A 23,057-nucleotide genomic window follows, 5' to 3' on the forward strand; every position below is an offset into this window, starting at 1 on the left:
CAGCGCGCGCGCCTGTTCGGCCGGGTCGATCTGCACCGTGATCCGCTTGCGCCCCGGATCCGGGCGCGCCGCCACCTGCGCGCCGGGCACCACCATGCGTTTGGCCTGAAATTCGGGGAAGGGCGCGGGCGCCTCGGCGCGGGCGCCGACGGAAACGGCCAGAACGGGCCCCGCCAGACACAGGGCGAAGAACGGTCTTAACATCACTGCCTCACTGCTCTTTTTTTCGGGTTGTGGCGCAACCGGGGCATCGCCGCCAAGGAAAGACCGGCGGTGCGGCCCCGTTTTCGCCGCAGCTGGCACCGATTTGCATCGCCCTGCCCCGCCAAAGCGCAGCGCTGAGAAAAACTGCGTCTCATTCGACACGTTAACAGACTGTTTCCCAGATTTCGGTTTTGGACGGAAATTTTCGGCTTTCTGCCCAAATCTTGCCATGGGCGACGGCGATAAACCGCTTATCGCGACGGACAAGGGTCCACGAGAGAGAGTACCGGCCCCCACCTGGACGACGTGTAATAAGTGATCAATCTTTAATCCTCTGGAGGGATAAACATGCTGAACTTCATTAAAAAATTCCGCAAAGACGAAGACGGTGCCGTGACTGTTGACTGGGTCGTGCTGACCGCAGCCGTCGTCGCCCTGGCGGGTGCTGCCTACACCGCCATCGAAACCGGCGCCTCGAACCTGTCCTCGGACACCGGTTCCTTCATCGAAGGCAAAGACCCGAACTAAATCCGGGTTAACGACTTCTAAAAGCCGCGTCCGGTTGCCGGGCGCGGCTTTTGTGTTTCCGGGCGAACAAAGCGGTTCCCGGCAGAGCTGGCGGCGGTTTATCCGCACCGTGCCAAGCCGTGACACGCCCCGCGGTCGGCACCGATCGACCTGCTGCGCAAACGGGCATCGAATAACGCAAAATAACTATCTTGATGCCAAAATACTGCCCCAATCCGAACGCCTAATAGGGTCATGCCCTGTGGTTTACGCCCCGGAGTGAGAGACCGGACCAGGCCGGCCGCAGGGTGATGAAAAAGCACTCATCCACTGGAAGGGACATGAAATGCTGAAACTGTTCAAGAAGTTCCGCAAGGACGAAGACGGTGCCGTGACGGTTGACTGGGTCGTGCTGACCGCAGCTGTCGTGGCCCTGGCCGGCGCCGCCTATACGGCGATTGAAACCGGCGCTTCGAACCTGTCTTCGGACACCGGTTCGTTCATTGAAGGCAAGGACCCGAACTGATCTTCGGATCCCGCATTTACGTTTTTCTGGGGGGCCATGCCGAGAGACTCTGGCGTGGCCCTTCTTGTAAGTACAGGTCCATTTTTAATCCGCGAGGATATCATGCGTAACATGATGAAACGGTTTATCCGTGGGGAGAGCGGAGCCGTATCGGTCGACTGGGTCGTGCTGACGGCGGCGGTTGTGGGATTGGCCGGCGTGGCCTTCCTGTCGATCCAGACCGCGTCTGGCGGCGTCGGCACCGGTGTTGGCGACGGTCTGACCAACATGGAAGTCAGCGACTGAGCGTCAACAATACCGGGTTTGTACCTGTGGATTGTCTTTCGCGGGTCATTCCGCTTCCCTGATTTGGCCACATTGGCAGGGTAGCGTCCGCTTCAGAGAGATGGCGCGGCAGCCACCGCGCGTTGAAATCGGAAAGGTAACTATCATGCGAGCGGTGTTTGGACTTGTTCTGATCGTGGGGGTCGGCCTCGCTGGCGGCGCCGTCATGATGGCCAAGGATTTTATCGACAATTACAAGAGCGAACTGGCCAATGAACGCGCGGCGCGCGCGGCGGTGGTGCCCACCGTCGAGGTCATGGTCGCCGATCGCGGCCTGCGTTATGGCGAAACCCTGCAGCCCGATGCGGTGCGCAAGGTGCTCTGGCCCAAGGATGCGGTGCCCGAAGGCGCCTTTACCGACAAGGATCTGCTGTTTCCGCCTGAACTGACCGACCGCCGCGTGGTGTTGCGGGCGATGGAGAAGGACGAGGCGATCCTGGCGGTCAAGGTTACCGAACCGGGCGAAGATGCCGGCATCACCTCGCGGCTGGAACGCGGCCAGCGCGCCTTTGCCATCAAGGTCGATGTCGCCTCGGGCGTGTCCGGCTTCCTGCGTCCCGGAGATCGCGTCGATGTCTATTGGACCGGCAGCCTGCGCGGCGCCATCGAGGGCGCCAATGGCGAAGTCACCCGCCTGATCCAGGCCAATATCAAGCTGATCGCGATCGACCAGACCGCCAGCAACGACATCGAGGCCACCACCATCGCCCAGACCGTCACCGTGTCGGCCAGCCCCGAACAGGTGGCCCGCCTGGCCCAGGCGCAGACCACCGGCAGCCTGTCGCTGTCGCTGGTGGGTGCCGAGGACGACACCATCGCCGCGGCGGTGGAAGTGGACCAGCGGTCGCTGCTGGGCTTGGGCGAAATCGAGGCCGCGCCGCAGCAGGCCGAGGAAAAAGTCTGCACCATCCGCACCCGCCGCGGCGCCGAGGTGGTCGAGATCCCGATCCCCTGCACCAATTGATCCGGAAGATTGAACTGCCGAGCGGCGCGGGACCTGCCCCAACAGGCCCGCGCCGTTCTGTTGCCGGTTCTCCACATAAGCCCCGGACAGCAAAGTACTGATTGTTGCAATAAAAACTGAACTGTCCCACAGTGCGGCTCAACGGGCGGACAAAGACCCGATATTTGAGGCGTGATCGGAGAGGCAGGTCACATGAAATTTTGGTTTTCCACAAAGGCAGCCCTGTTAGGGGTTGCATTGGCGTTCTCTCCGCTTGCCGGGCTGGCAACCGCAGAGACCCTTAGGGTTGTGCAATCGGGCGCCATTTCAACCCTAGACGTACCGATGAACCGGGCCGTGGTCGTCGAAAGCGATGTACCGTTTTCCGAACTCAGCATCGCCAATCCGGGCATTGCCGATATCTCGTCGCTGTCGGACCGCACGATTTACGTGCTGGGCAAGTCGCCCGGCCTGACCACCCTGACGCTGCTGGATGCGACCGGCCAGTTGATCACCAACGTGAACGTCCGGGTCGCTGCCGATATCAGCGAATTCAAGGAACGCCTGCGCCAGATCCTGCCCGGCGAACGGATCGAGGTGCGCACCGCAAATGACGGCATCGTGCTGTCCGGGGTGGTGTCCAGCTCGTCCCGGCTGCAACGGGCGCTGGAACTGGCCGAGCGCTATGCGCCGGAACGCGTGTCGAACCTGATGGCGGTGGGCGGCGAACAGCAGGTGATGCTGAAGGTCCGCTTTGCCGAGATGCAGCGCACCGTGTCAAAATCGCTCAGCTCGTCGCTGGGCCTGAACGGGGCGATCTTCGGCGGCGACACCGGGGTCAATGGCGGCGTCAACAGCCTGAACAACGCCCCCGAACTGGCCAACAGCCTCGGCGGCAACATTCCCAACGTGAACGAAAACACCGGCGCCCTGCTGTTCGGCTTCAACGCCGGTTCGGTCCAGGTGGGGCTGCTGCTGGAAGCGCTGGAACAGAAAGGTGCCGTGCGCACGCTGGCCGAACCGAACCTGACCGCGCTGTCGGGCCAGGAGGCCAAGTTCCTGGCCGGCGGTGAATATCCGGTGCCGGTGGCGCAGACCGACGGGGCGATCTCGGTGGAGTTCAAACCCTTCGGGATCGAGCTGAACTTCATCCCCCGCGTCGTCGACCGGGACGTGATCAACCTCGAGCTGCTGGCCGCGGTTTCGGCCGTGGACCCGACCACCGGGGTCGAGTTCAATGGCTTCCAGATCGACGCCTTCCAGCGGCGCGAAGCCTCGACCACCGTGGAAATGCGCGACGGCGAAAGCTTCGCCATTGCCGGCCTGATCCAGGATGACTTCCTCGACAATGTCAGCCAGCTGCCGTGGATCGGCGACGTGCCGATCCTGGGCACCCTGTTCCGCAGCTCGGCCTATCAGCGCCAGCAGACCGAACTGGTGATCATTGTCACCGCGCATCTGGTCACCCCGACCCGTGGCGAGGCCTTCGCCCTGCCCACCGACCGGGTGAAACCGCCAAGCGAGACCGACCTGTTTCTGTCCGGCAAGACCGCACAGCCCACCCGCCGGAACGACGCGGTCGGGGAAGTCGCCAAGCAGGATTTCAGCGGCTCCTACGGCTATGTCCTGGACTGATCTGGAGGATCGGCACATGAGGAAATTCCTGACCAAGGCCGCCCTGGGCACCACCGCCGTTCTGGCGCTGGCGGCCTGCGAAAAGGAAGCCGGGCACGAGCTGGACCTGCGCAGTTTCGGCAACGCGATTCACAATAATGACCTGGTGATGCGCGGCGAACTCGACTACGCGATCAGCCTCAACAATCGCTTCACCGAAGAGGTCCCCACCACGGTGAACTTCGCCTTCGACAGCACCGTGCTGGATGCCCAGGCGCAGCAGACCCTGGACCGCCAGGCCGATTGGATCCGGCAGTTCCCCGAGGTGCGGTTCCGCGTCTACGGCCATACCGACAAGGTCGGCACCGATGCCTATAACTATGCGCTGGGACGCCGCCGCGCGAATGCGGTCGTGGCCTATCTGTCGCGCCGCGGAATCAGCCGCTCTCGGCTGGAAGCCCTTGTTTCTTATGGAGAAACTCGCCCCGTCGTCGAGACCCTGGACCGCGAGCGGCGCAACCGCCGCACGGTGACCGAGGTGGCGGGTTTTGTCCGCCGGCACCCCACCCTGCTGGACGGGAAATATGCCGAAGTGGTCTATCGCGAATATGTCGAAAGCGCCACCGGACAGACCGTTTTGACCGGTCGCCAGGGCGGGTTTACCCAAGAACAATAAAGGCGCGGGGCGTCTTATCGTCGCCCCGCACCCTACAATTGGGTTTTTTTGGCCCAATTATTGCCCAACTTAACCAGCAAATTGATCGCAATAGGCGCCGTACGACTCACATCGTGCGCGCCGGCTAAGCAGGGCGATCTCTGGTAGGGGCATGTTTCCAAGCTCCGCGTTCTGCCAAGCCCTTGAAGAGGAAGATGGCAATGAGCAGCGGAATGCCGCAACCGGAGACCAACCCGATTGTCGCCTGCACCGTCAGCAGGGACGTGCAGAATTTCGATCTTCTGATCGACGATATGGAATCTGTCCTGGGCGAAAGCTGGGGCGATCTGGGGTTCTCCGAGGCGCTGGCCTTTTTTAACCAACCCGAGGCGGAATCGCTCGAATTCATCGCCCTCGCCATCGATGGCGAAGATGAAAACGACCTCGCCCAGATGACCGAAATCATCACCCAGGCCAAGGCGCGCAATATCGGGGTGATCCTGATCGCCGAAGACGTGACGCCGGCGGCCCTGCACCAGTTGCTGCGCAAGGGGGCCGACGAATTCGTCCCCTACCCGCTGCCCGAGCAGGAGCTGCAATCGGCCATCGACCGCCTGAAAGCGGCGGCCGAGACCCGCGCCGCCGCGCCCAGCGCCGGGCCGTCGCTGCGAAGCAAGGATTCCAAGGAAGGCGCGTTGCTGGTGGTGCATGGCCTGGCCGGCGGCTGCGGCGCGACGACGCTGGCGGTGAACCTGGCCTGGGAACTGGCCACCATCGACAAGACCAATTCGCCCAGCGTCTGCCTGCTGGATCTGGATCTGCAATATGGCTCGGTCTCGACCTATCTGGATTTGCCGCGCCGCGAGGCGGTGTTCGAGATGCTGTCGGATTCCGACAATCTGGATGACGAGGTGTTTTCGCAGGCGCTGGTCAGCTACGAGGACCGGTTGCAGGTGTTGACCGCGCCCGCCGATATCGTGCCGCTGGACCTGCTGGCCCCCGAGGACATTCAGCGGGTGATCGACATGGCGCGCACCCATTTCGACTATGTGGTGATCGACATGCCCTCGACGCTGGTGCACTGGTCGGAAACCGTGCTGCAGGCGGCGCATGTCTATTTCGCGCTGATCGAACTGGACATGCGCTCGGCCCAGAACGCGCTGCGGATGAAACGTGCGCTGCAATCCGAGGACCTGCCGTTCAACAAGCTGCGCTTTGCCATGAACCGCGCCCCCCGCTTTACCGACCTGTCGGGCAAAAGCCGGGTCAAGCGCATGGCCGAAAGCCTGGGCATTTCGATCGACCTGCAGCTGCCCGATGGTGGCAAACAGATCACCCAGGGGGCCGATCACGGCCAGCCACTGGCCGTTTCGGCCGCCAAGAATCCGCTGCGCAAGGAAATCGCCAAGCTGGCGCAATCCCTGCATGAACTGGGCCGAAGCGACGCCGAGGCCGCGTAACCTTTCAGGACGTATCGGAAAATGTTTTCGAAATACAAGAAGCCTGTTTCCAACGCCCCGGCGGCAAAACCGGCCAACACCGCCAAGGTGGCCGAGGTCAAGCCGACGCCGCAGCCCCAGCAAGTGACCCCGGCCTCGCTGCGCAAACCGGTGACCCGCACCCAGCCCGCCGATGTCAGCGCCAGCGACAAAGAGCGCAAGCGCAAGGAGCGCATGGGCGAGATCAAGATCGAGATGCACCGTGCGCTGCTCGACAACCTGAACCTCGCCGCGCTGGAACACGCCACCGAAAAGGAACTGCGCGCCGAGATCGCCTCGATCGCGGGCGAGTTGCTCGACGAAAAAGGCATCGTGCTGAACCGCGATGACCGCCAGACGCTGAACAAGGAACTCTATGACGAGGTGACCGGCCTCGGCCCGCTGGAAACGCTGCTGCAGGACGACACCGTCAGCGATATTCTGGTCAACGGCCCGCGCCAGGTTTTCGTCGAACGCAGCGGCAAGCTGGAACTGAGCGACGTCACCTTTAAGGACGAACGCCACCTGCTTCGTATCATTGACAAAATCGTGTCGGCCGTCGGCCGCCGCGTCGATGAATCCAACCCTTATGTCGACGCCCGTCTGGCCGATGGCTCGCGATTCAACGCGATGGTGCCGCCAGTGGCGGTGGACGGATCGCTGGTTTCGATCCGAAAGTTCAAAAAAGACAAGTTGGGCATCGACGACTTGGTGAATTTCGGTGCTTTTACCGAAGAGATGGCTGCATATCTGCAAGCCGCCGTCGCCACCCGCTTGAACGTGATCGTGTCCGGCGGTACCGGTTCGGGCAAAACCACCACGCTGAACGCGCTGTCCTCGTTCATCGACAATTCCGAGCGCATCCTCACCATCGAGGATACCGCCGAACTTCAGCTGCAGCAGATCCATGTCGGCCGGATGGAAAGCCGCCCACCCAACGTGGAAGGCAAGGGCGAGGTCAGCCCGCGCGACTGTCTGAAAAACGCCCTGCGGATGCGCCCCGACCGCATCATCGTCGGCGAGACGCGCGGCGCCGAGGTGATCGACATGCTGCAGGCGATGAACACCGGCCATGACGGCTCGATGACCACGATCCACGCCAACAGCGCCCGCGACGGCGTCAGCCGCCTGGAGAACATGATCGCCATGGCCGGGATCGAGATGCCAATGAAGGCGATGCGCTCGCAGATCTCCTCGGCCGTCAACCTGATCGTGCAGGCCAGCCGCCTGCAGGACGGCTCGCGCCGGATGACCTCGATCACCGAGATCACCGGCATGGAGGGCGACGTGATCTCGATGCAGGAAATCTTCAAGTTCCAGCGCGTCGGCCTGACGCCGGACAACAAGATCATCGGCCATTTCACCGCGACAGGGGTGCGCAGCCACTTTTCGGAACGGTTCCGGATGTGGGGCTATGACCTGCCGGCTTCCATCTATGAACCCACTGTCCTGGGACCGAAATAATGCAGCTTTCCGCAGAACCGATCATTTATGGTCTGATCTTCGTCGGGGTGATTGTCCTGGTCGAAGGTATCTATCTTGTCGCCTTCGGCAAATCGATCAGCCTGAACAGCCGCGTCAACCGGCGGCTGGAAATGCTGGAAAAGGGCACCGGGCGCGAACAGGTGCTGGAGCAGCTCCGCAAGGAGATGCAGCAGCACATGAAATCGCGGTCGATCCCGCTCTATTCGCTGCTGGCCGACCGCGCCCAGAAGGCGGCCATCGCCTTCACCCCGCGCCAACTGATCTTGATCATGGTCGGCCTGGCCTTTGCCGCCTTTGTCGGCCTGACCATCGCCACCGAAACCGATGTGATGCTGCGCATCGTCGGATCGATCGCCAGCGGCGTCGGCGGTGTCTACTTCTGGGTCAACAGCAAGGCCAAGAAGCGCATGGCGATGATCGAGGAACAGCTCCCCGACGCCGTCGAGCTGATGGTGCGCAGCCTGCGCGTCGGCCACCCGTTCTCTTCGGCCATCTCGATCGTGTCGAAGGAAATCGAGGATCCGCTGGCCACCGAGTTCGGCATCATCGCCGATGAATCCGCCTATGGCCGCGATGTCGGCGAGGCGCTGAAGGAAATGGCCGAGCGGCTGGACATGCAGGACATGCGCTTTCTCTCGGTCGCGGTGACCATCCAGCAGCAATCGGGCGGCAACCTGGCCGAGGTTCTGGCCGGGCTGGCGCGGGTGATCCGTGCCCGGTTCCGCCTGTTCCGCCGGGTCAACGCCATCACCGCCGAGGCAAAATGGTCGGGCAAGTTCCTGTCAGCCTTCCCGGTGATCTGCCTGATCCTGATCATGGTCAACGACCCGAACTATTACGACGAGGTGCTGGACCACCCCTATTTCATCCCCGCCTGTTTCATCGTGGGCATTCTGCTGGCCGCCAATCTGGTCGTCATGCGCTATCTGACGAACATCAAGGTCTGAGGTATCCGGGCTATGGAATTTCTCAAAGCGATCAACACCTATCTCACCGACCAGTTGGGCCCGTTCGGACCGCTGATCGTGGTGGGCGCGCTGGGTCTGTTCATGATCCTGCTGACCCTGCCGATGCTGCTGAACCAGCCGGAAGACCCGCTGAAAAAGCTCAAGCGCACGATGAACGAAGACGGCCGCCCGCGGCCGCAAAAGGAACGCCTGCGCCAGGGCGGACGCAACGAACAGTTGCAGAAATTCGCCAACTTCCTGGAACCCAAGGACATGGAAGAACTGTCGGCGATGCAGCTCAAGCTGCGCCAGGCCGGCTATCAGTCGAAAGACGCGGTGCGGTTCTTCCATTTCGCCCAGTTCGTGCTGGGCGTGATCGGCCTGATCCTTGGCGTGGTCTATGTCACCGTGATCAAGGCGGGACAGGATTTCACCTCGAATCAAATGGTGATGTATGTCGTCGGTCCCGGCGGCGTGGGCTATTACCTGCCGAAATACTGGATCACCAAGCGGATCGAGGAACGCAAAGAGGCCATCACCCGCGGCTTTCCCGACGCGCTGGACATGATGCTGGTCTGCGTCGAGGCCGGTCAGTCGCTGGACCAGGCGATCGTCCGCGTGGCACGCGAGCTGCGCGCTTCCTACCCTGCCCTGGCCGATGAATTCGACCTGGTCGCCTACGAGATGAAGGCCGGCAAGGACAAATCGTCGGTGCTGCGCGATTTCGGCGAACGCTGCGGTGTGCAGGACGTGTCCTCCTTCGTGACCGTGCTGATCCAGTCGGCCACGTTCGGCACATCGATCTCCGAGGCGCTGCGGGTCTTCGCCGCCGAGATGCGGGATAAACGCGTCATGCGCGCGGAAGAGGCCGCAAACAAGTTGCCAACCAAAATGACCCTTGCGACAATGGGCCTGACGGTGCCGCCGCTGCTGATCATCCTGGTCGGGCCTTCGGCGAACGGCATCGCGAATTTGGGCAATATGAGCAAGTAAACCCATGACACAATCGGGTGTGCCGACGCACCCAAGGGCCAAGACGCTGCTGCTGGCCATCGCCGTAACCACGGCGATGGCCGCCTGCGTGCCCAACCGCATCCCGCAAACGCAGGACGGCCCCTATGCGCCCGGCGTCGACCCTCGTGGCGAGGCGGTGAACGGCGTCGATGTCGGCAACCGGCTGATGGCGGCACAGGAATACGAACTGGCGATCGACGCCTTCACCCGCGCCGCGCTGGAACAGGGGCTGACCGCCGAGATCCTCAGCGGCATGGGCACCGCCAATCTGCAGCTGGGCCGGCTGGGCCAAGCCGAAACCCTGATGCGCCGCGCGGTCGAGGCCGACGACGAGTTTCCGGCCGCCTGGAACAACCTGGGCGTGGTGCTGATGGAGCGTGGCAAAACCGCCGAAGCCGAACAGGTGTTCCGCCGGGCCTACGCGCTGGACAATGGCGAAAGTGACGCAATCCGCGACAATTTGCGCTTAGCGCTCGCAAAATCGAAAAATCCTGCTAACGTCGCCCCAGATAATAACGAATACAAACTGGTCCAGCGCGGCGAAGGTGACTTCCTTCTGCGTCGGAACCAGGACTGAGGCAGAGCAGCAAGGGACGCAAAAAATGCGCGGTGTATTCCTGATTCCAGCCGTCATCGCGGGTGGCGTGACCCTGTCCGCCTGTGCCCAAAATGGCGAACAGACCGTCGAACGGGCCTTCCAGGACGTCAATGTCGTCGATGAAAGCAACCTCAACGACGTGATGCTGACGGTGGCCGACCCCAACGAGGCGGTGAATTATTTCAACCGCGCGCTCAAGGCCGAGCCGGACCGGATCGACTTTCAGCGCGGGCTGGCAAAATCGCTGGTGCGCGCCCAACGCCTGTCCGAGGCGGTTCCGGCCTGGACCAAGGTCAACGGGATGGCCGGCGCCACCAGCGAGGACAAGGTCAATTACGCCGATGCCCTGATCCGCAACAGCGAATGGGACAAGGCCGAAACGGTGCTGGACAGCGTGCCGCCCACCTACGAGACCTTCCAGCGTTACCGGCTGGAGGCGATGGTGGCCGACGCCAACAAGGAATGGAAGAAATCCGACAGTTTCTATGAAATCGCCGCCGGGCTGACCACGCGGCCCGCCAGCGTTTACAACAACTGGGGCTATTCCAAGCTGAGCCGCGGTGACTATACCGAGGCCGAGCGGCTGTTCGACCAGGCGATCCGGCAGGACCAGTCGCTGTTCACCGCCAAGAACAACCTGATCCTGGCCCGCGGCGCCCAGCGCAAATACACCCTGCCGGTGGTACCGATGGACCAGATCGAGCGGGCGCAGCTGCTGCATACGCTGGCGCTCTCGGCGATCAAGCAGGGCGATGTGCAGACCGGCAAGCAGCTGCTGCGCGAAGCGATCAGCACCCATCCCCAGCATTTCGAAGACGCCGTCCGGTCGCTGAACGCGCTGGAAAACGCCTGATCCGATGAGCATCACCGCCCATGAGGCGATGTGGTTCCTGCCCTTCGTCCTGCCGGTCTGTCTGTATGTCTGTTTCACCGATCTGCGCGAGATGCGGATCACCAACCAGGCGGTTCTGGTGCTGGCGGCGCTGTTCGTGGTGATCGGGCCCTTCCTGTTGCCCCTGCCCGACTATGGCTGGCGGCTGGCGCATTTGGTGGTGGTGCTGGTCATCGGCTTTCTGCTGAATGCCGGCGGCGCCATCGGCGCGGGCGATGCGAAATTCGCCGCCGCCGCCGCACCCTTCGTGGCGCTGGGCGACATGCGTATCCTGCTGGCGATTTTTGCCGCCAACCTGCTGGCGGCGTTCTTTACCCACCGCCTGGTCAAATACACCCCGCTGCGCCGCATCGCACCGCATTGGAAAAGTTGGGACATGGGCTGGAAATTCCCGATGGGCCTGTCGCTGGGCGGCACGCTGGCGATCTATCTGGCGCTGGGCGCGGCCTACGGCGCCTGACGCCGCCGCAGCGGGGCGGCAAATACCCCGAAGCAGTCATAAAAAAACCATCAAGCCGGGGCACCACCTGAGGGGCATAACCAGGGTGTGAGAACGGCATGAATATGCAACCTTCCGGCGTGCTGGCACCGCCCGCACCGCGCAATCTGACCGAGATGAAACTGCCGATCGTGATGATGCGGGACATCCTGCTGAAGACGGTCTTCCGCAAGAACACCGACACCGCCAGCGAAATTGCCGCGGCGCTGTGCCTGCCGATCCAGGTGACGCAGGAACTGATTGACATGGCCCGCGAACAGAAGCTGCTGGAAGCCACCGGCACGCTGAACGCCAACAGCGGCAACGAGATGGGCTATCAGCTCACTGATGCCGGCAAGGCGCGGGCGATGGACGCGCTCAGCCAGTCGGAATATTTCGGCGCGATGCCGGTGCCGCTGGAGGTCTACCGCGACCAGGTCGAACGCCAGTCGATCCGCAACATCCAGGTCACCCGCGAACAGCTGGTCGGCGCCATGGGCCATCTGGTGCTGCCCGACAGCCTGCTGGACCATCTGGGCCCGGCGGTCAGTGCCGGCCGCTCGATCCTGATGTACGGCCCCCCGGGCAACGGCAAATCCTCGATCTCGAACGGCATCCGCGACGCCTTGGGCGACCGGGTCTTCGTGCCCCGCGCCATCGAATATTCCGGCCAGGTCATCACCGTCTATGACCCGATCGTGCACAACGCCGTCGAGATGGAACAGGACGACCCCACCTCGCTGCGCCGCGCCAAACGCTTTGACAGCCGCTATGTCTGCTGCGAACGGCCGACGGTGATCACCGGCGGCGAGCTGTCGCTGAAGATGCTCGACCTGGTCTACAACCCCACCGCGCGCACCTATCAGGCGCCGCTGCAGCTGAAATCCACCGGCGGCATCTTCATCGTCGACGACCTCGGCCGCCAGGAAGAGCCGCCGCAAGCGCTGATCAACCGCTGGATCGTGCCGCTGGAAGAAAGCAAGGACATCCTGGGCCTGCAATCGGGCGAAAAGTTCGAAGTGCCCTTCGATACGCTGGTGATCTTCTCGACCAACTTCCACCCCAACGAGATCTTCGACCAGGCCGCGCTGCGCCGGATCTTCTTCAAGATCAAGATCGACGGGCCTAAACAGGAAGACTATCTGAAGATCTTCGCGATGGTGGCCCGCAAGAAGGGCATGCCGCTGGACGAGGCGGCGCTGGTGCATCTGCTGAAGGTCAAGTACCCGACCATCAACAACATCTACGCCAATTACCAGCCGGTCTTCCTGATCGACCAGATGATCGCGATCTGCGAATTCGAGGGCATCCCCTATCAGATGAGTCCCGAACTGATCGACCGGGCCTGGGCGAACATGTTCGTCAAGGACGAGAAGATCGTGAAGTAACGCCGGCCTGCGCCGGCGCGGGAGGAGCGATTCCCAGCCGGTCGCCTCAGGCCCGGGCCGCCGGGGCCGCCCGGGTCGCGTCTTGGCCTATTCCGCCGGGCGGGCGGCCGGCAGCTGGTCTTCCAGCGGATGTTCCACCATCAGCAGTGCCACCGCGCTGGCCAGGCAGGCCAGCACCGCCGAGGCCCAGAACACCGGGTGCAGCGCCTGCGCGATGCCTTCGATCACCAGCGCCTGGGTCTCGGGCTCCATCGCCGCGATCTGCTGCGCGCTCAGTGCGCGCGGGTTGGTGTCTGGCAGCACGGTTCCCAGGGTACGGGTCAGGCCGGCGGCAAACACCGCGCCATAGGCTGCCGTGCCCAGCGAGCCGCCTATCAGGCGGAACATATTGGCACTGGCAGTGCCGACCCCGACCATCGAAAACGGCACCGAGTTCTGGATCGCGGTGATCCCGACGCTCATCACCGGGCCAATCCCGATCCCCGCCATCAGCATATAGACCGCGATCAGCGGGTTCGGCGTGTCCGGCCCGGCGGTGGCCATCAGGATCATCCCGACCGCCAGAAGCAGCGTCGACCAGACCGGCAATATCCGATACCGGCCGGTGATCGACATGATCCGCCCGGCAATCGCCGAGGTTGTGACCAGGCCCAGCATCATCGGGAAAACGTAGACCCCCGAGGCGGCCGGCGACACGCCTTTCACCACCTGCATGAAGAAGGGCACGAAGGTGATGGTGGAAAACATCGCCACCCCGGTGATCAGCCCGACCAGGTTGGAGACCACGAAATTGTTCAGCGTGAACAGTTTCAGCGGCAACAGCGGTTCGCTGGCGCGCCGCTCGGCCAGGATGAAGCCGGCCAGCGCCACCGCCATCCCGCACAGCATCAGGATCGTCAGCGGGCTGCCCCAGGGCAGCACCACGCCCCCCAGATTGGCGATGATCACCGCCAGGGACAGCAACAGCGCCAGCATCGCCGCGCCGGTATAATCCAGCTTGGCCCGTTCCCGGCGGGGCGATTTTTCCAGCGCGACGGTGAGAATGCCCAGAACGGCCAGGCCCAGCGGCAGGTTCAGCAGGAAAATCCATTCCCAGGCGAAATGCTGCACGATAAAGCCGCCGGCCAGCGGGCCGACCACCGTGGACAGGCCAAAAACCGACCCCAGAATGCCCTGGAACCGGCCACGCTGCCGCGCCGGCAGCACGTCCGCGATGGCGGCCATCGACACCACGATCAGGCCACCGCCGCCGAACCCCTGCACCGCGCGCCCCGCCACCAGCACCCAGATGCTGGGCGCCAGCGCGCACAGCACCGACCCGCAGAGGAACACCAGGATTCCCACCTGCAAGACACCCTTGCGCCCGAACAGATCGCCCAGCTTGCCGAAGACCGGCGCGCCTACCGTCGCCGCCAGCAGATAGGCGGTGATCACCCAGGTGATCTGGTCCAGGCCGCCCAGTTCGCCGACGATGGTGGTCAGCGCCGTGGTCGGCACCGTCTGCCCCAGCGAGGCCAGGAACAGGGTCACCGCCACTGCTGCGAAAACAACACGGATGCGGGCCCAGTCAAGCGGCTGCGGTTGCGGAGTTGCGGGATGAGACAAAATGAAATTCCCTGGAACGGACGCCACGCGCCGGACGGCGCGTTTGAGGTTCGCGATCCGGTTGAATTGGCATAAAATGGATAAGCGCATATATGTGACATTGGCATTTACATGTCAATAGCATGTATTTACCACACCGCGCAGCCTGAACGGCCAGGCGCGCAAACCGGAGGACGGGCAAATCAGCAAGCGGGACGATGAAATTGCGGCGTTTCTGACCGCTGCCGGGATCGAACCGCGGATCACCACCGCGGCGCTGGAAATCGACGCGGTGATCCAGAACTGGCGCCGCCGCTTCTTCCGGCGCGACCTTGGGCTTAGCGCGCTCAAGGCGCTGGGGCTCGACTCGGAGCTGGACCTGACCCAGCTCGACCTGCTGTTTGCGATCCGCGGCCCGGTCAATGAATATGGCGAGGATGCCAGCAAGGAAGAGACCATGGTCTCGACCGTGGCCGAACGCCTGCGCATCGATCCCTCGCGCGCCTCGCGGCTGGTCAGCGACATGATCGCCCGGGGCTTTGCCCAGCGCGCGGTCAGCCAGTGCGACGCCCGCCGCACCATCGTCGAGCTGACCGAAAAGGGCGATGCGGTGGTTGATGCCGCGCGCAAGTTCAAATTCCTGGTGATGGGACAGTTCCTGTCGGGCTGGAGCGAAACCGAAATCGCCACTTTCCTGCCGCTGATGGAACGGTTCAGCGCCTGGACCGACGAAGCCCCCGAAATCGGCGCCGAACACTTCCCGCAGGAAGTGGCCGATATCGCCCGGACACTGGCGAAAAAATACCAAGACTGAGTCTGTCTGTTCCCTTTTCGTTTCGCCGCCCTTAAATCTGGCTCATGGGTCGCCTTCCCGATGTCATCGAATCCTGGTTCCGGTCGCGCGGATGGCAGATCCACCCGCATCAGCGCGCCATGGCCGACCGTGCCGATGCCCCCGCGACGCTGCTGATCGCGCCCACCGGTGGTGGCAAGACCATGGCGGGCTTTCTGCCGACCCTGGCGGAACTGGCCGACGGGTCGCATCAGGGGCTGCACACGTTATATGTCTCACCGCTCAAGGCGCTGGCGGCAGATATCAAGCGCAACCTACGCGCCCCGGTCGACGAGATGGGCCTGCCGATCCGCATCGAGGACCGCACCGGCGACACCCCGGCCAGCCGCAAGAAACGCCAGCGCGCCGATCCGCCGCATATCCTGCTGACCACGCCGGAAAGCCTGGCGTTGCTGACCTCCTACGAGGATGCGCCGCGCATGTTCGCCGGTTTGCGGCGGGTGGTGGTGGACGAAATCCATGCCCTGTCCGAAAGCAAGCGGGGCGACCAGCTGTTCCTGGCGCTGGCGCGGCTGCAAACCCTCTGCCCCGGCCTGCGCCGCGTCGGCCTGTCCGCCACGGTGGAAGATCCGCAGGCCATCGCCCATCTGCTGGCGCGCCATCCCGACCCCTGCGACATCCTGCTGGCCGATCCCGGCCCGGCGCCCGATATCTCGATGCTGCAGACCGAGGAATACCCGCCCTGGGCCGGCGGCGGCGCGGCCTATGCGATTCCGGCGGTGCTGGAGCAGGTTAAGCGGCACCGGACCTCGCTGATCTTTCACAACACCCGCGCCCAGGCAGAGATCTTCTTTCACAACCTCTGGCTCGCCAACGAAGACGGCCTGCCCATCGGCATCCATCACGGCAGCCTCGACCGCGAACAGCGCCAGCGGGTCGAGGCGGCGATGGTGCGCGGCGAGCTGCGCGCCATCGTCTGTACCGGCACGCTGGACCTGGGCATCGACTGGGGCGATGTCGATCTGATCATCCAGGTTGGCGCGCCGAAAAACGTCAAGCGGCTGGTGCAACGGATCGGCCGCGCCAACCACCGCTATAACGCGCCCTCCAAGGCGATCCTGGTGCCGGCCAACCGCTTCGAAGTGGTGGAATGTGTCGCCGCGCTGGATGCGGTCAAGGCGGGTGCACTGGACGGTGCCCCGCGCGGCCCCGGCCCGCGCGACGTGCTGTGCCAGCATATCCTGATCGCCGCCTGCGCCGGCCCGTTCGAGGCCGACGCACTGTTTGCCGAGATGACCAGCGCCGGGGCCTATGCCGCCCTGCCCCGCGCCGAGTTCGACGCCTGCCTCGATTTCTGCGCCACCGGTGGCTATGCGCTGGCCGCCTATGATCGCTGGCAGCGGCTGTTGCAGCGCCCCGACGGGCGTTGGCAGCTGCGCGACCCGCGTGCGGCCCAGCGGATCCGGATGAATATCGGCACCATCCAGGACACCGACACGCTACAGGTGCGGCTGCGGCGCAGCCGTGGCGGCAAACCGCTGGGCGAGATCGAAGAAGGCTTTGCCGCTTCGCTAACCCCGGGCGACACCTTTCTGATCGGCGGCCAGATCGTGCGCTATGAAGGGCTGCGCGAGATGACCGTCGAGGTCACGCGGCGCGCCGACAAGAAGCCGAAAATCGCCACCTTCATGGGCACCAAATTCGCCACCTCCACCCAGCTGTCGGCGCGCATCCTCGACATGTTTGCGCAGGACAGCTGGCCAGGCCTGCCCCGCCACACCGCCGAATGGCTGACGCTGCAGCGCGAGGTGTCCCGCCTGCCCCGGCGCGGCCGGCTGCTGATCGAAAGCTTTCCCCATGACGGGCGCGAACATACCTGCGTTTACGGCTTTGCCGGGCGCAACGCGCAGCAGACGCTGGGCCTGCTGCTGACCAAGCGGATGGAAGAGATCGGGCTGCACCCTCTGGGCTTTGTCGCCACCGATTACGCCACCCTGATCTGGGGGCTGGACCAGCTGACCGATCCGGCGCCGCTGTTCGACATCGAGGCGCTGAAAGACGGGCTGGACCGCTGGCTGGCGGGCAACGCGGTGATGAAACGCACCTTCAAGGCCAGCGCCACCATCGCCGGGCTGATCGACCGCAAGATCGCCGGCCAGCGCAGGACCGGGCGGCAGGCGACATTTTCCTCGGACATCCTCTATGACACGCTGGTGAAATACGACCCCGATCACCTGATGCTGCGGATCACCCGGCAAGAGGCGCAGACCGGCCTGGTCGATTTCGGCCGCATCGAGGAAATGGCGGCGCGGGTGCAGGGCCGCATCGACCATCTTCGCCTGAGCCGCGTCACCCCGCTGGCCGCGCCACTTCTGCTGGAGGTCGGCAAGGTGCCGGTCCAGGGCGCCGCGGAAGAGCGGCTGCTGCGCGAAGAGGCCGACCGCCTGCTGGAAACTGCCGGTATCGCCGGCACGTGAGGATGTGGGCTGTGCCGTGAGGCCCCGGCGCGGCGGCCGGGGCAACGCCCCCGGTCAGAGCTGCGCCATCACCTCGTCGGGCGCTTCGAAATTGGTGATCACCCGCTGCACGTCGTCATCGTCTTCCAGCGCATCGATCAGCTTCATCAGCTTCTGCATGCCGTCCAGGTCCATCTCGGTGGTTGTGGTCGGACGCCAGGCCAGGCGGGTAGCCTCGCTTTCGCCCAACTCACCTTCCAGCGCGGTGGCAACCTCGTTGAGGTCGGTATCGGCGCACCAGATCACGTGGCCCTCTTCCGAGCTTTCGACATCCTCGGCGCCGGCCTCGATCGCCGCCATCATCACCGTATCGGCATCGCCGACCGAGGCGGGATAGACCACCTCGCCCTTGCGTTCGAACATGAACCCGACCGAGCCGGTCTCGCCCAGGTTGCCGCCGTTCTTGGAAAAGGTCGACCGCACATTCGACGCGGTGCGGTTGCGATTGTCGGTCATCGCCTCGACAATCACCGCCACGCCGTTCGGGCCATAGCCCTCATAGCGGATTTCCTCGTAATCCTCGCCCTCGCCGGCCTGGGATTTCTTGATCGCGCGGTCGATCACGTCCTTGGGGACCGAGTTCGACTTGGCCTCTTTCACCGCCAGCCGCAGGCGCGGGTTCTTGTCCGGGTCGGGATCGCCCATCTTGGCGGCGACGGTGATCTCCTTGGACAGTTTCGAAAACAGCTTGGATCGCGCCGCGTCCTGCCGCCCCTTGCGGTGCTGGATGTTTGCCCATTTGGAATGGCCGGCCATGTCTGTTCTCCTTGCGTCTGCAAGCCCCGAATTTGCTGGCGCTCATATAGACCCAGCGCCGGGGGCTGTTCAAGCGGTGCAAGGAACCATCTTGCTGCGTCGTTTGTTGCAGCTAGAGTGCCCGGCATGACCAGCGACCAGATCATCCTCTTCTGCCTTTTCGGCGCCGTCTTCGCCCTGCTGCTGTGGGGCCGCTTCCGCTATGACCTGGTGGCGTTTTCGGCGCTGATGGCCGGCGTGGTGCTGGGCGTGGTGCCGACCGAAAGCGCGTTCAGCGGCTTTGGCCACCCGGCCACCATCGTGGTGGCGCTGGTGCTGGTGGTCTCGGCCGGGCTGGTGCGCTCGGGCGCGGTGTTCCTGATCACCCGCACGCTGGTGGACAGTTCGCGCCGGCTGGGCGGCCATATCGCGCTGATGGGTGGCGTCGGCGCGGTGCTGTCGGCCTTCATGAACAATGTCGCGGCGCTGGCATTGCTGATGCCGGTGGACATCCAGACCGCGCGCAAGGCCGGCCGCTCGCCTTCGCTGTCGCTGATGCCGCTCAGCTTTGCCACCATCCTGGGCGGCATGGCGACGCTGATCGGCACCCCGCCCAATATCATCATCGCCTCGATCCGTGAAAACGCGCTGGGCGAACCCTTCCGCATGTTCGACTTCGCCCCGGCCGGCGTCGCCGCCGCGACGGCCGGCTTGCTGTTCGTGGCGCTGGTTGGCTGGCGGCTGATCCCGAACCGGGGCGAGGCGCTGGGCGGCGAATCGGACCTGGCGCAATATATCGCCGAGCTGACGATCCCGGCCGACAGCAAACATATCGGCAAGCGGCTGGGCGAGCTGGACGAAGAAGCGGAAAAGGCCGATGTGGCGATCATCGGCCTGATCCGCGACGGCAAGCGCCGCTATGGCCGCGCCGCCAACACGCCGCTGCGCGAGGGCGACGCGCTGGTGCTGGAGGCGCTGCCCGAGGCGCTGGACGAGTTCCGCAGCGCGCTGGACCTGGCCTTTTCCGACCGTGACCGCGAGAAGAAGCTGAGCGCCGCCGGCGAGGGGCTGGAAGTGGTCGAGATGGTGGTGCCGGAATATGCCCGCATCGCCGGCAAGACGGCGATGGGGCTGGGCCTGGCCTGGCGGCAAAATTCGCTGCTGCTGGGCATCTCGCGGCAGGGGCGCCAGATCACCGACCAGGTGCGCCGCACCACCATCCTGCCCGGCGACATCCTGCTGGTGCTGTGCCCCAAGGGCCGCGGCGTCGACGTGACCGACTGGCTGGGCGGCCTGCCGCTGGCGGCGCGCGGCCTGGCGGTCACCGCCAATGACAAGACCTGGTTCGCCATCGGCCTGTTTGCCGCCGCGGTGCTGGCGGCCAGCGTCGGGCTGCTCTACCTGCCGATCGCGCTGGGCATCGTGGTCTGCGGCTATGTGCTGTTCCGGGTGCTGCCGATCAGCGAGATCTACAACCATATCGAATGGCCGGTGGTGGTGCTGCTGGGCTCGATGATCCCGCTGGGCGCGGCGCTGGAAACCTCGGGCGGCACCGAGCTGATCGCCGGGGCGCTGGTCTGGCTGACCGACGGGCTGCCGGCCTGGGCGGTGCTGACGGTGCTGATGGTGGTCACCATGACCCTGTCGGACGTGCTGAACAACACTGCCACGGCGATTGTCGCCGCCCCGGTCGGGATCCAGATGGCGCAGACGCTGGGCGCCTCGCCCGACCCGTTCCTGATGAGCGTGGCGGTGGCCGCCTCGGCCGCCTTCCTGACCCCGATCGGGCACAAGAACAACACCCTGGTGCTGGGGCCCGGCGGCTATCGCTTTGGCGATTACTGGCGCATGGGCCTGCCGCTCGAGATCCTGGTGATCGCGGTGTCGATCCCCACCATCCTGATCGTCTGGCCGCTGTGACCGGCGCCGGCCACCGGGCGGGGGCAAAAGTTTTGCAAAACTTTTGCGATGAATTTTGGCAAATTCATCGGCGCGCGCGGGTCTTGCCAGCGGCGGCTTTGCCGCCTATGCGGCGGGCATGAAACCGTTCCTGCTGCTCCAGCTGCGTCCCGAAACCGACGCCGCCGATGCCGAATACCGCTCGGTCCTGGCCCGCTGCCAGCTGCCGCCCGACCGGGTGCACCGGGTGCGGCTGGACCAGCAGGATCTGCCCCGGGGGCTGGATCTGGACCGCTATTGCGGCGTGATCGTCGGCGGCGGGCCGGGCTGTGTCAGCGACCCGCCCGAACGGAAAACCCCGGTGGAGGCACGGATCGAGGCGCAGGTGCTGGGGCTGATGCCCGGCATCCTGGCGCGCGACTTTCCCTTCATGGGCTGCTGTTACGGCCTCGGCATTCTGGCCCACCACCTGGGCGGCGCGGTCAGCAAGGCGCGCTATGGCGAGCCGGTGGGCGCCACCGCCTGTGCGCTTACGCCGGCGGCAGAGGCCGATCCGCTGACCGCCGGGCTGCCCCCCGAATTCGACGCCTTTGTCGGCCATAAGGAGGCGGTGCAGGAACTGCCGCCGGGCTGCGTGCATCTGGTACAATCGGAACCCTGCCCGTTCCAGATGATCCGCCACGGCCGCAACGTCTATGCCACCCAATTCCACCCCGAGGCCGATGCCGCCGATTTCGAAAGCCGCATCCGCATCTACCGCAATCACGGCTATTTCCCGCCCGAGGAGGCCGAGGCGCTGATCGCCGCCTGCCACGCCGCCGAAGTGACCGTGCCCGGCGAGATGCTGCGCCGCTTCGCCGCGCGCTACGGCTGAGCGAACCGCCGCGCGCTTGGCGATGGACGGCGGTCGCGGCGCTGGCTAGGCTGCGCCGGCGCGGGTTGGGGAGAGGCGCGGATGACAGCGATACAGCCGGTGTTGGAGCGGGCGGTGGCGGCGGGCGACCTGCCCTATGTGGTGGCGATGGCGGCACGTTCGGACCGCATCCTGTTTCAGGGCGCCTGCGGCGCCGAAGCCGACACGGTGTTCCGCATCTACTCGATGACCAAGGCGATCGGCGCGCTGGCGGCGATGCTGCTGATCGACCGCGGCCAGTTGAGCCTGGACACGCCGGTGGCCGAACTGTTGCCCGAATGGGACGACCTGCAGGTGCTGGAGGGCTTCGACGGCGACGTGCCGCGGCTGCGCCGGCCGCGCACGGTGGCGACGGTCCGGCACCTGGCCACCCATACCAGCGGGCTGGAATACGACCATTGGTGCCCCCCGGCGCTGCGCTATGCGCAGCTGACCGGCACGCCGCTGCCGCCTTCGGGGCGAATGGAATCGCTGCGCTTTCCGCTGATGTTCGATCCCGGCACGCGCTGGGGCTATGGCATGTCCACCGACTGGCTGGGCCGGGTGGTGGAGGCGGTGGATGGCCGACGCATCGACCGCTTCTGCCGGGACGAAATCTTTGCCCCGCTGGGTCTTCAGGATACCCGCTTTGAACCCGACGGGCTGGCGCACCGGCTGCGCCCGGTGTTCCGGCGCAGCCGCGACGGCGGCCTGCGCGAGGTGGCCATCGCACCACCGGCGCAGCCGGAATTCTACGGCATGGGCCACGCGCTGTATTCCACCGCGGCGGATTACCTGCGGTTCCTGCGCCTGATCCTGAACCGCGGCACGCTGGACGGCACGCGGCTGCTGAGCCCGGCGGCGGTAACGGCGCTCTGCGCCGACCAGATGCGCGGGCTGGCAGTGCCGCCGATGCGCTCGGTCATGCCGCAGGTCAGCGCGGATGTGGAACTGTTTCCGGGGATGCGGATCACCCATGGCTTTGCCTTCCCCCGCTACGAGGCGGCGGTGCCGGGGCGGCGCGGCGCCGGGTCGCTGGGCTGGGCCGGCATCTGCAACACGCATTACTGGATCGATCCCGGCCGCAACGTGGCGGCGGTGCTGATGACCCAGCTGCTGCCCTTTGCCGAACCGCGAATGCTGCGCGTCTATGACGCCTACGAGCGGGCGGTCTATGCCGCGCTCTGAGCGGGTCCGACCCTGGCTGGCGCTGCTGGGCCTGATCCTGGGGGTCTGCGTGACCAACGGCTTTGCGCGCTTTGCCTACGGGCTGCTGCTGCCGGCGATGCAGGCCGACCTGGGCTGGAGCTATGCCCAGGCGGGCTGGCTCAACACCGCCAATGCGCTGGGCTATATCGGCGGCGCGCTGCTGACCATGGTGCTGATCCGCCGCGCCGGGCCGGCGCGGCTGTTCGCCTTCGGCATGGTGACGACGGCGGTGGCGCTGACCGCCACCGGGCAGGACCCGGCGCTGTGGTGGCAGACGCTGTGGCGGGTGCTGGCGGGGTTTTTCGGGGCGATGTCCTTTGCCACCGCCGGGGCGCTGGCGGCACAGCTGTTCCGCGACGATCCGCGGCGCAACGCG

The 23,057-nt window shown here is 64.8% G+C and carries 22 protein-coding genes and 1 pseudogene; 20 read left to right on the forward strand and 3 right to left on the reverse strand.

Annotated elements, in window-relative coordinates:
• Nucleotides 1-204: pseudogene (locus tag CVM52_RS14200) on the reverse strand (hypothetical protein); the annotation flags it as partial.
• A 348-nt stretch (nucleotides 205-552) separates the two neighbouring features.
• Here CVM52_RS14200 and CVM52_RS14205 point away from each other — a divergent pair.
• The 14 genes from CVM52_RS14205 (at nucleotide 553) to CVM52_RS14270 (ending at nucleotide 13,053) form a co-directional block, all read left to right on the forward strand.
• Nucleotides 553-732: a hypothetical protein gene (locus tag CVM52_RS14205; RefSeq protein WP_100163148.1), complete on the forward strand. Its 180-nt coding sequence runs from the start codon at nucleotides 553-555 to the stop codon at nucleotides 730-732.
• 325 nt (nucleotides 733-1,057) lie between these two features.
• Nucleotides 1,058-1,237: a hypothetical protein gene (locus CVM52_RS14210; RefSeq protein WP_100163149.1), complete on the forward strand. Its 180-nt coding sequence runs from the start codon at nucleotides 1,058-1,060 to the stop codon at nucleotides 1,235-1,237.
• 111 nt (nucleotides 1,238-1,348) lie between these two features.
• On the forward strand, nucleotides 1,349-1,522 hold the full coding sequence (locus tag CVM52_RS14215; protein WP_306372760.1) for a hypothetical protein: 174 nt from the start codon (nucleotides 1,349-1,351) through the stop codon (nucleotides 1,520-1,522).
• A 145-nt stretch (nucleotides 1,523-1,667) separates the two neighbouring features.
• Nucleotides 1,668-2,525 carry a Flp pilus assembly protein CpaB gene (gene cpaB, locus CVM52_RS14220; protein ID WP_100163167.1) on the forward strand — a complete coding sequence of 286 codons (858 nt, stop codon included), beginning with the start codon at nucleotides 1,668-1,670 and terminating at the stop codon, nucleotides 2,523-2,525.
• A 192-nt stretch (nucleotides 2,526-2,717) separates the two neighbouring features.
• Nucleotides 2,718-4,139 carry a type II and III secretion system protein family protein gene (locus tag CVM52_RS14225; RefSeq protein WP_100163151.1) on the forward strand — a complete coding sequence of 474 codons (1,422 nt, stop codon included), beginning with the start codon at nucleotides 2,718-2,720 and terminating at the stop codon, nucleotides 4,137-4,139.
• 16 nt (nucleotides 4,140-4,155) lie between these two features.
• On the forward strand, nucleotides 4,156-4,794 hold the full coding sequence (locus CVM52_RS14230; RefSeq protein ID WP_100163152.1) for an OmpA family protein: 639 nt from the start codon (nucleotides 4,156-4,158) through the stop codon (nucleotides 4,792-4,794).
• Nucleotides 4,795-4,994: 200 nt separating this feature from the next.
• Nucleotides 4,995-6,233, forward strand: a complete 1,239-nt coding sequence (locus CVM52_RS14235; RefSeq protein ID WP_100163153.1) for a CpaE/TadZ family protein — start codon at nucleotides 4,995-4,997, stop codon at nucleotides 6,231-6,233.
• A gap of 21 nt (nucleotides 6,234-6,254) precedes the next feature.
• Complete coding sequence (locus CVM52_RS14240; protein ID WP_100163154.1) at nucleotides 6,255-7,715, forward strand: TadA family conjugal transfer-associated ATPase; 1,461 nt, start codon at nucleotides 6,255-6,257, stop codon at nucleotides 7,713-7,715.
• A complete protein-coding gene (locus tag CVM52_RS14245) occupies nucleotides 7,715-8,683 on the forward strand; it encodes a type II secretion system F family protein (RefSeq protein ID WP_100163155.1) in 969 nt (322 codons plus the stop codon). Before CVM52_RS14240 ends, CVM52_RS14245 begins: the two co-directional genes overlap by 1 nt.
• Nucleotides 8,684-8,695: 12 nt before the next feature.
• On the forward strand, nucleotides 8,696-9,676 hold the full coding sequence (locus CVM52_RS14250) for a type II secretion system F family protein (RefSeq protein ID WP_100163156.1): 981 nt from the start codon (nucleotides 8,696-8,698) through the stop codon (nucleotides 9,674-9,676).
• A 4-nt stretch (nucleotides 9,677-9,680) separates the two neighbouring features.
• A complete protein-coding gene (locus CVM52_RS14255) occupies nucleotides 9,681-10,274 on the forward strand; it encodes a tetratricopeptide repeat protein (RefSeq protein WP_100163157.1) in 594 nt (197 codons plus the stop codon).
• Between the two features lie 25 nt (nucleotides 10,275-10,299).
• Complete coding sequence (locus CVM52_RS14260; protein ID WP_100163158.1) at nucleotides 10,300-11,148, forward strand: tetratricopeptide repeat protein; 849 nt, start codon at nucleotides 10,300-10,302, stop codon at nucleotides 11,146-11,148.
• 4 nt (nucleotides 11,149-11,152) lie between these two features.
• Entirely contained in the window at nucleotides 11,153-11,647 is a 495-nt protein-coding gene (locus CVM52_RS14265; RefSeq protein ID WP_100163159.1) for a prepilin peptidase, read from the forward strand.
• A gap of 98 nt (nucleotides 11,648-11,745) precedes the next feature.
• Entirely contained in the window at nucleotides 11,746-13,053 is a 1,308-nt protein-coding gene (locus tag CVM52_RS14270; RefSeq protein WP_100163160.1) for a DUF8689 domain-containing protein, read from the forward strand.
• An 87-nt stretch (nucleotides 13,054-13,140) separates the two neighbouring features.
• On the opposite strand, the gene CVM52_RS14275 is transcribed toward CVM52_RS14270, so the two are convergent.
• The gene (locus tag CVM52_RS14275) at nucleotides 13,141-14,583 is read right to left on the reverse strand and encodes an MDR family MFS transporter (RefSeq protein WP_240620968.1); all 1,443 of its coding nucleotides are present in this window, start codon (nucleotides 14,581-14,583) and stop codon (nucleotides 13,141-13,143) included.
• A gap of 346 nt (nucleotides 14,584-14,929) precedes the next feature.
• Between CVM52_RS14275 and CVM52_RS14280 the strand changes: the two genes are divergently transcribed.
• Nucleotides 14,930-15,451, forward strand: a complete 522-nt coding sequence (locus CVM52_RS14280; RefSeq protein WP_240620969.1) for a MarR family winged helix-turn-helix transcriptional regulator — start codon at nucleotides 14,930-14,932, stop codon at nucleotides 15,449-15,451.
• A gap of 44 nt (nucleotides 15,452-15,495) precedes the next feature.
• Nucleotides 15,496-17,907: a ligase-associated DNA damage response DEXH box helicase gene (locus CVM52_RS14285; RefSeq protein WP_100163163.1), complete on the forward strand. Its 2,412-nt coding sequence runs from the start codon at nucleotides 15,496-15,498 to the stop codon at nucleotides 17,905-17,907.
• A 54-nt stretch (nucleotides 17,908-17,961) separates the two neighbouring features.
• Here the strand turns inward: CVM52_RS14285 and CVM52_RS14290 are convergent, their stop codons facing one another.
• Nucleotides 17,962-18,702, reverse strand: coding sequence for a YebC/PmpR family DNA-binding transcriptional regulator (locus CVM52_RS14290; RefSeq protein ID WP_100163164.1), 741 nt, complete (start codon nucleotides 18,700-18,702; stop codon nucleotides 17,962-17,964).
• A gap of 126 nt (nucleotides 18,703-18,828) precedes the next feature.
• Between CVM52_RS14290 and CVM52_RS14295 the strand changes: the two genes are divergently transcribed.
• From CVM52_RS14295 to CVM52_RS14310, 4 genes are all read left to right on the forward strand, one after another.
• Nucleotides 18,829-20,601 (forward strand): SLC13 family permease, encoded by a 1,773-nt coding sequence (locus tag CVM52_RS14295; RefSeq protein WP_100163165.1) that lies wholly within the window; start codon nucleotides 18,829-18,831, stop codon nucleotides 20,599-20,601.
• Between the two features lie 118 nt (nucleotides 20,602-20,719).
• The gene (locus tag CVM52_RS14300) at nucleotides 20,720-21,454 is read left to right on the forward strand and encodes a glutamine amidotransferase (protein WP_100163168.1); all 735 of its coding nucleotides are present in this window, start codon (nucleotides 20,720-20,722) and stop codon (nucleotides 21,452-21,454) included.
• An 81-nt stretch (nucleotides 21,455-21,535) separates the two neighbouring features.
• Entirely contained in the window at nucleotides 21,536-22,660 is a 1,125-nt protein-coding gene (locus CVM52_RS14305) for a serine hydrolase domain-containing protein (RefSeq protein ID WP_100163166.1), read from the forward strand.
• On the forward strand, nucleotides 22,647-23,057 hold a 411-nt coding region (locus CVM52_RS14310), incomplete at its 3' end, for a YbfB/YjiJ family MFS transporter (RefSeq protein ID WP_205964958.1). The genes CVM52_RS14305 and CVM52_RS14310, both read left to right, overlap by 14 nt.

The organism is Pseudooceanicola lipolyticus, assembly GCF_002786325.1.
GTDB classification, from domain to species: domain Bacteria; phylum Pseudomonadota; class Alphaproteobacteria; order Rhodobacterales; family Rhodobacteraceae; genus Pseudooceanicola_C; species Pseudooceanicola_C lipolyticus.

Coding starts and splice junctions, on each gene's coding strand:
- cpaB (WP_100163167.1), top strand. CDS start 1,668: ATGCGAGCGGTGTTTGGACTTGTTCTGATCGTGGGGGTCGGCCTCGCT.
- CVM52_RS14250 (WP_100163156.1), top strand. CDS start 8,696: ATGGAATTTCTCAAAGCGATCAACACCTATCTCACCGACCAGTTGGGC.
- CVM52_RS14285 (WP_100163163.1), top strand. CDS start 15,496: ATGGGTCGCCTTCCCGATGTCATCGAATCCTGGTTCCGGTCGCGCGGA.
- CVM52_RS14300 (WP_100163168.1), top strand. CDS start 20,720: ATGAAACCGTTCCTGCTGCTCCAGCTGCGTCCCGAAACCGACGCCGCC.
- CVM52_RS14240 (WP_100163154.1), top strand. CDS start 6,255: ATGTTTTCGAAATACAAGAAGCCTGTTTCCAACGCCCCGGCGGCAAAA.
- CVM52_RS14215 (WP_306372760.1), top strand. CDS start 1,349: ATGATGAAACGGTTTATCCGTGGGGAGAGCGGAGCCGTATCGGTCGAC.
- CVM52_RS14290 (WP_100163164.1), bottom strand. CDS start 18,702: ATGGCCGGCCATTCCAAATGGGCAAACATCCAGCACCGCAAGGGGCGG.
- CVM52_RS14225 (WP_100163151.1), top strand. CDS start 2,718: ATGAAATTTTGGTTTTCCACAAAGGCAGCCCTGTTAGGGGTTGCATTG.
- CVM52_RS14230 (WP_100163152.1), top strand. CDS start 4,156: ATGAGGAAATTCCTGACCAAGGCCGCCCTGGGCACCACCGCCGTTCTG.
- CVM52_RS14260 (WP_100163158.1), top strand. CDS start 10,300: ATGCGCGGTGTATTCCTGATTCCAGCCGTCATCGCGGGTGGCGTGACC.
- CVM52_RS14270 (WP_100163160.1), top strand. CDS start 11,746: ATGAATATGCAACCTTCCGGCGTGCTGGCACCGCCCGCACCGCGCAAT.
- CVM52_RS14255 (WP_100163157.1), top strand. CDS start 9,681: ATGACACAATCGGGTGTGCCGACGCACCCAAGGGCCAAGACGCTGCTG.
- CVM52_RS14205 (WP_100163148.1), top strand. CDS start 553: ATGCTGAACTTCATTAAAAAATTCCGCAAAGACGAAGACGGTGCCGTG.
- CVM52_RS14265 (WP_100163159.1), top strand. CDS start 11,153: ATGAGCATCACCGCCCATGAGGCGATGTGGTTCCTGCCCTTCGTCCTG.
- CVM52_RS14245 (WP_100163155.1), top strand. CDS start 7,715: ATGCAGCTTTCCGCAGAACCGATCATTTATGGTCTGATCTTCGTCGGG.
- CVM52_RS14295 (WP_100163165.1), top strand. CDS start 18,829: ATGACCAGCGACCAGATCATCCTCTTCTGCCTTTTCGGCGCCGTCTTC.
- CVM52_RS14305 (WP_100163166.1), top strand. CDS start 21,536: ATGACAGCGATACAGCCGGTGTTGGAGCGGGCGGTGGCGGCGGGCGAC.
- CVM52_RS14210 (WP_100163149.1), top strand. CDS start 1,058: ATGCTGAAACTGTTCAAGAAGTTCCGCAAGGACGAAGACGGTGCCGTG.
- CVM52_RS14235 (WP_100163153.1), top strand. CDS start 4,995: ATGAGCAGCGGAATGCCGCAACCGGAGACCAACCCGATTGTCGCCTGC.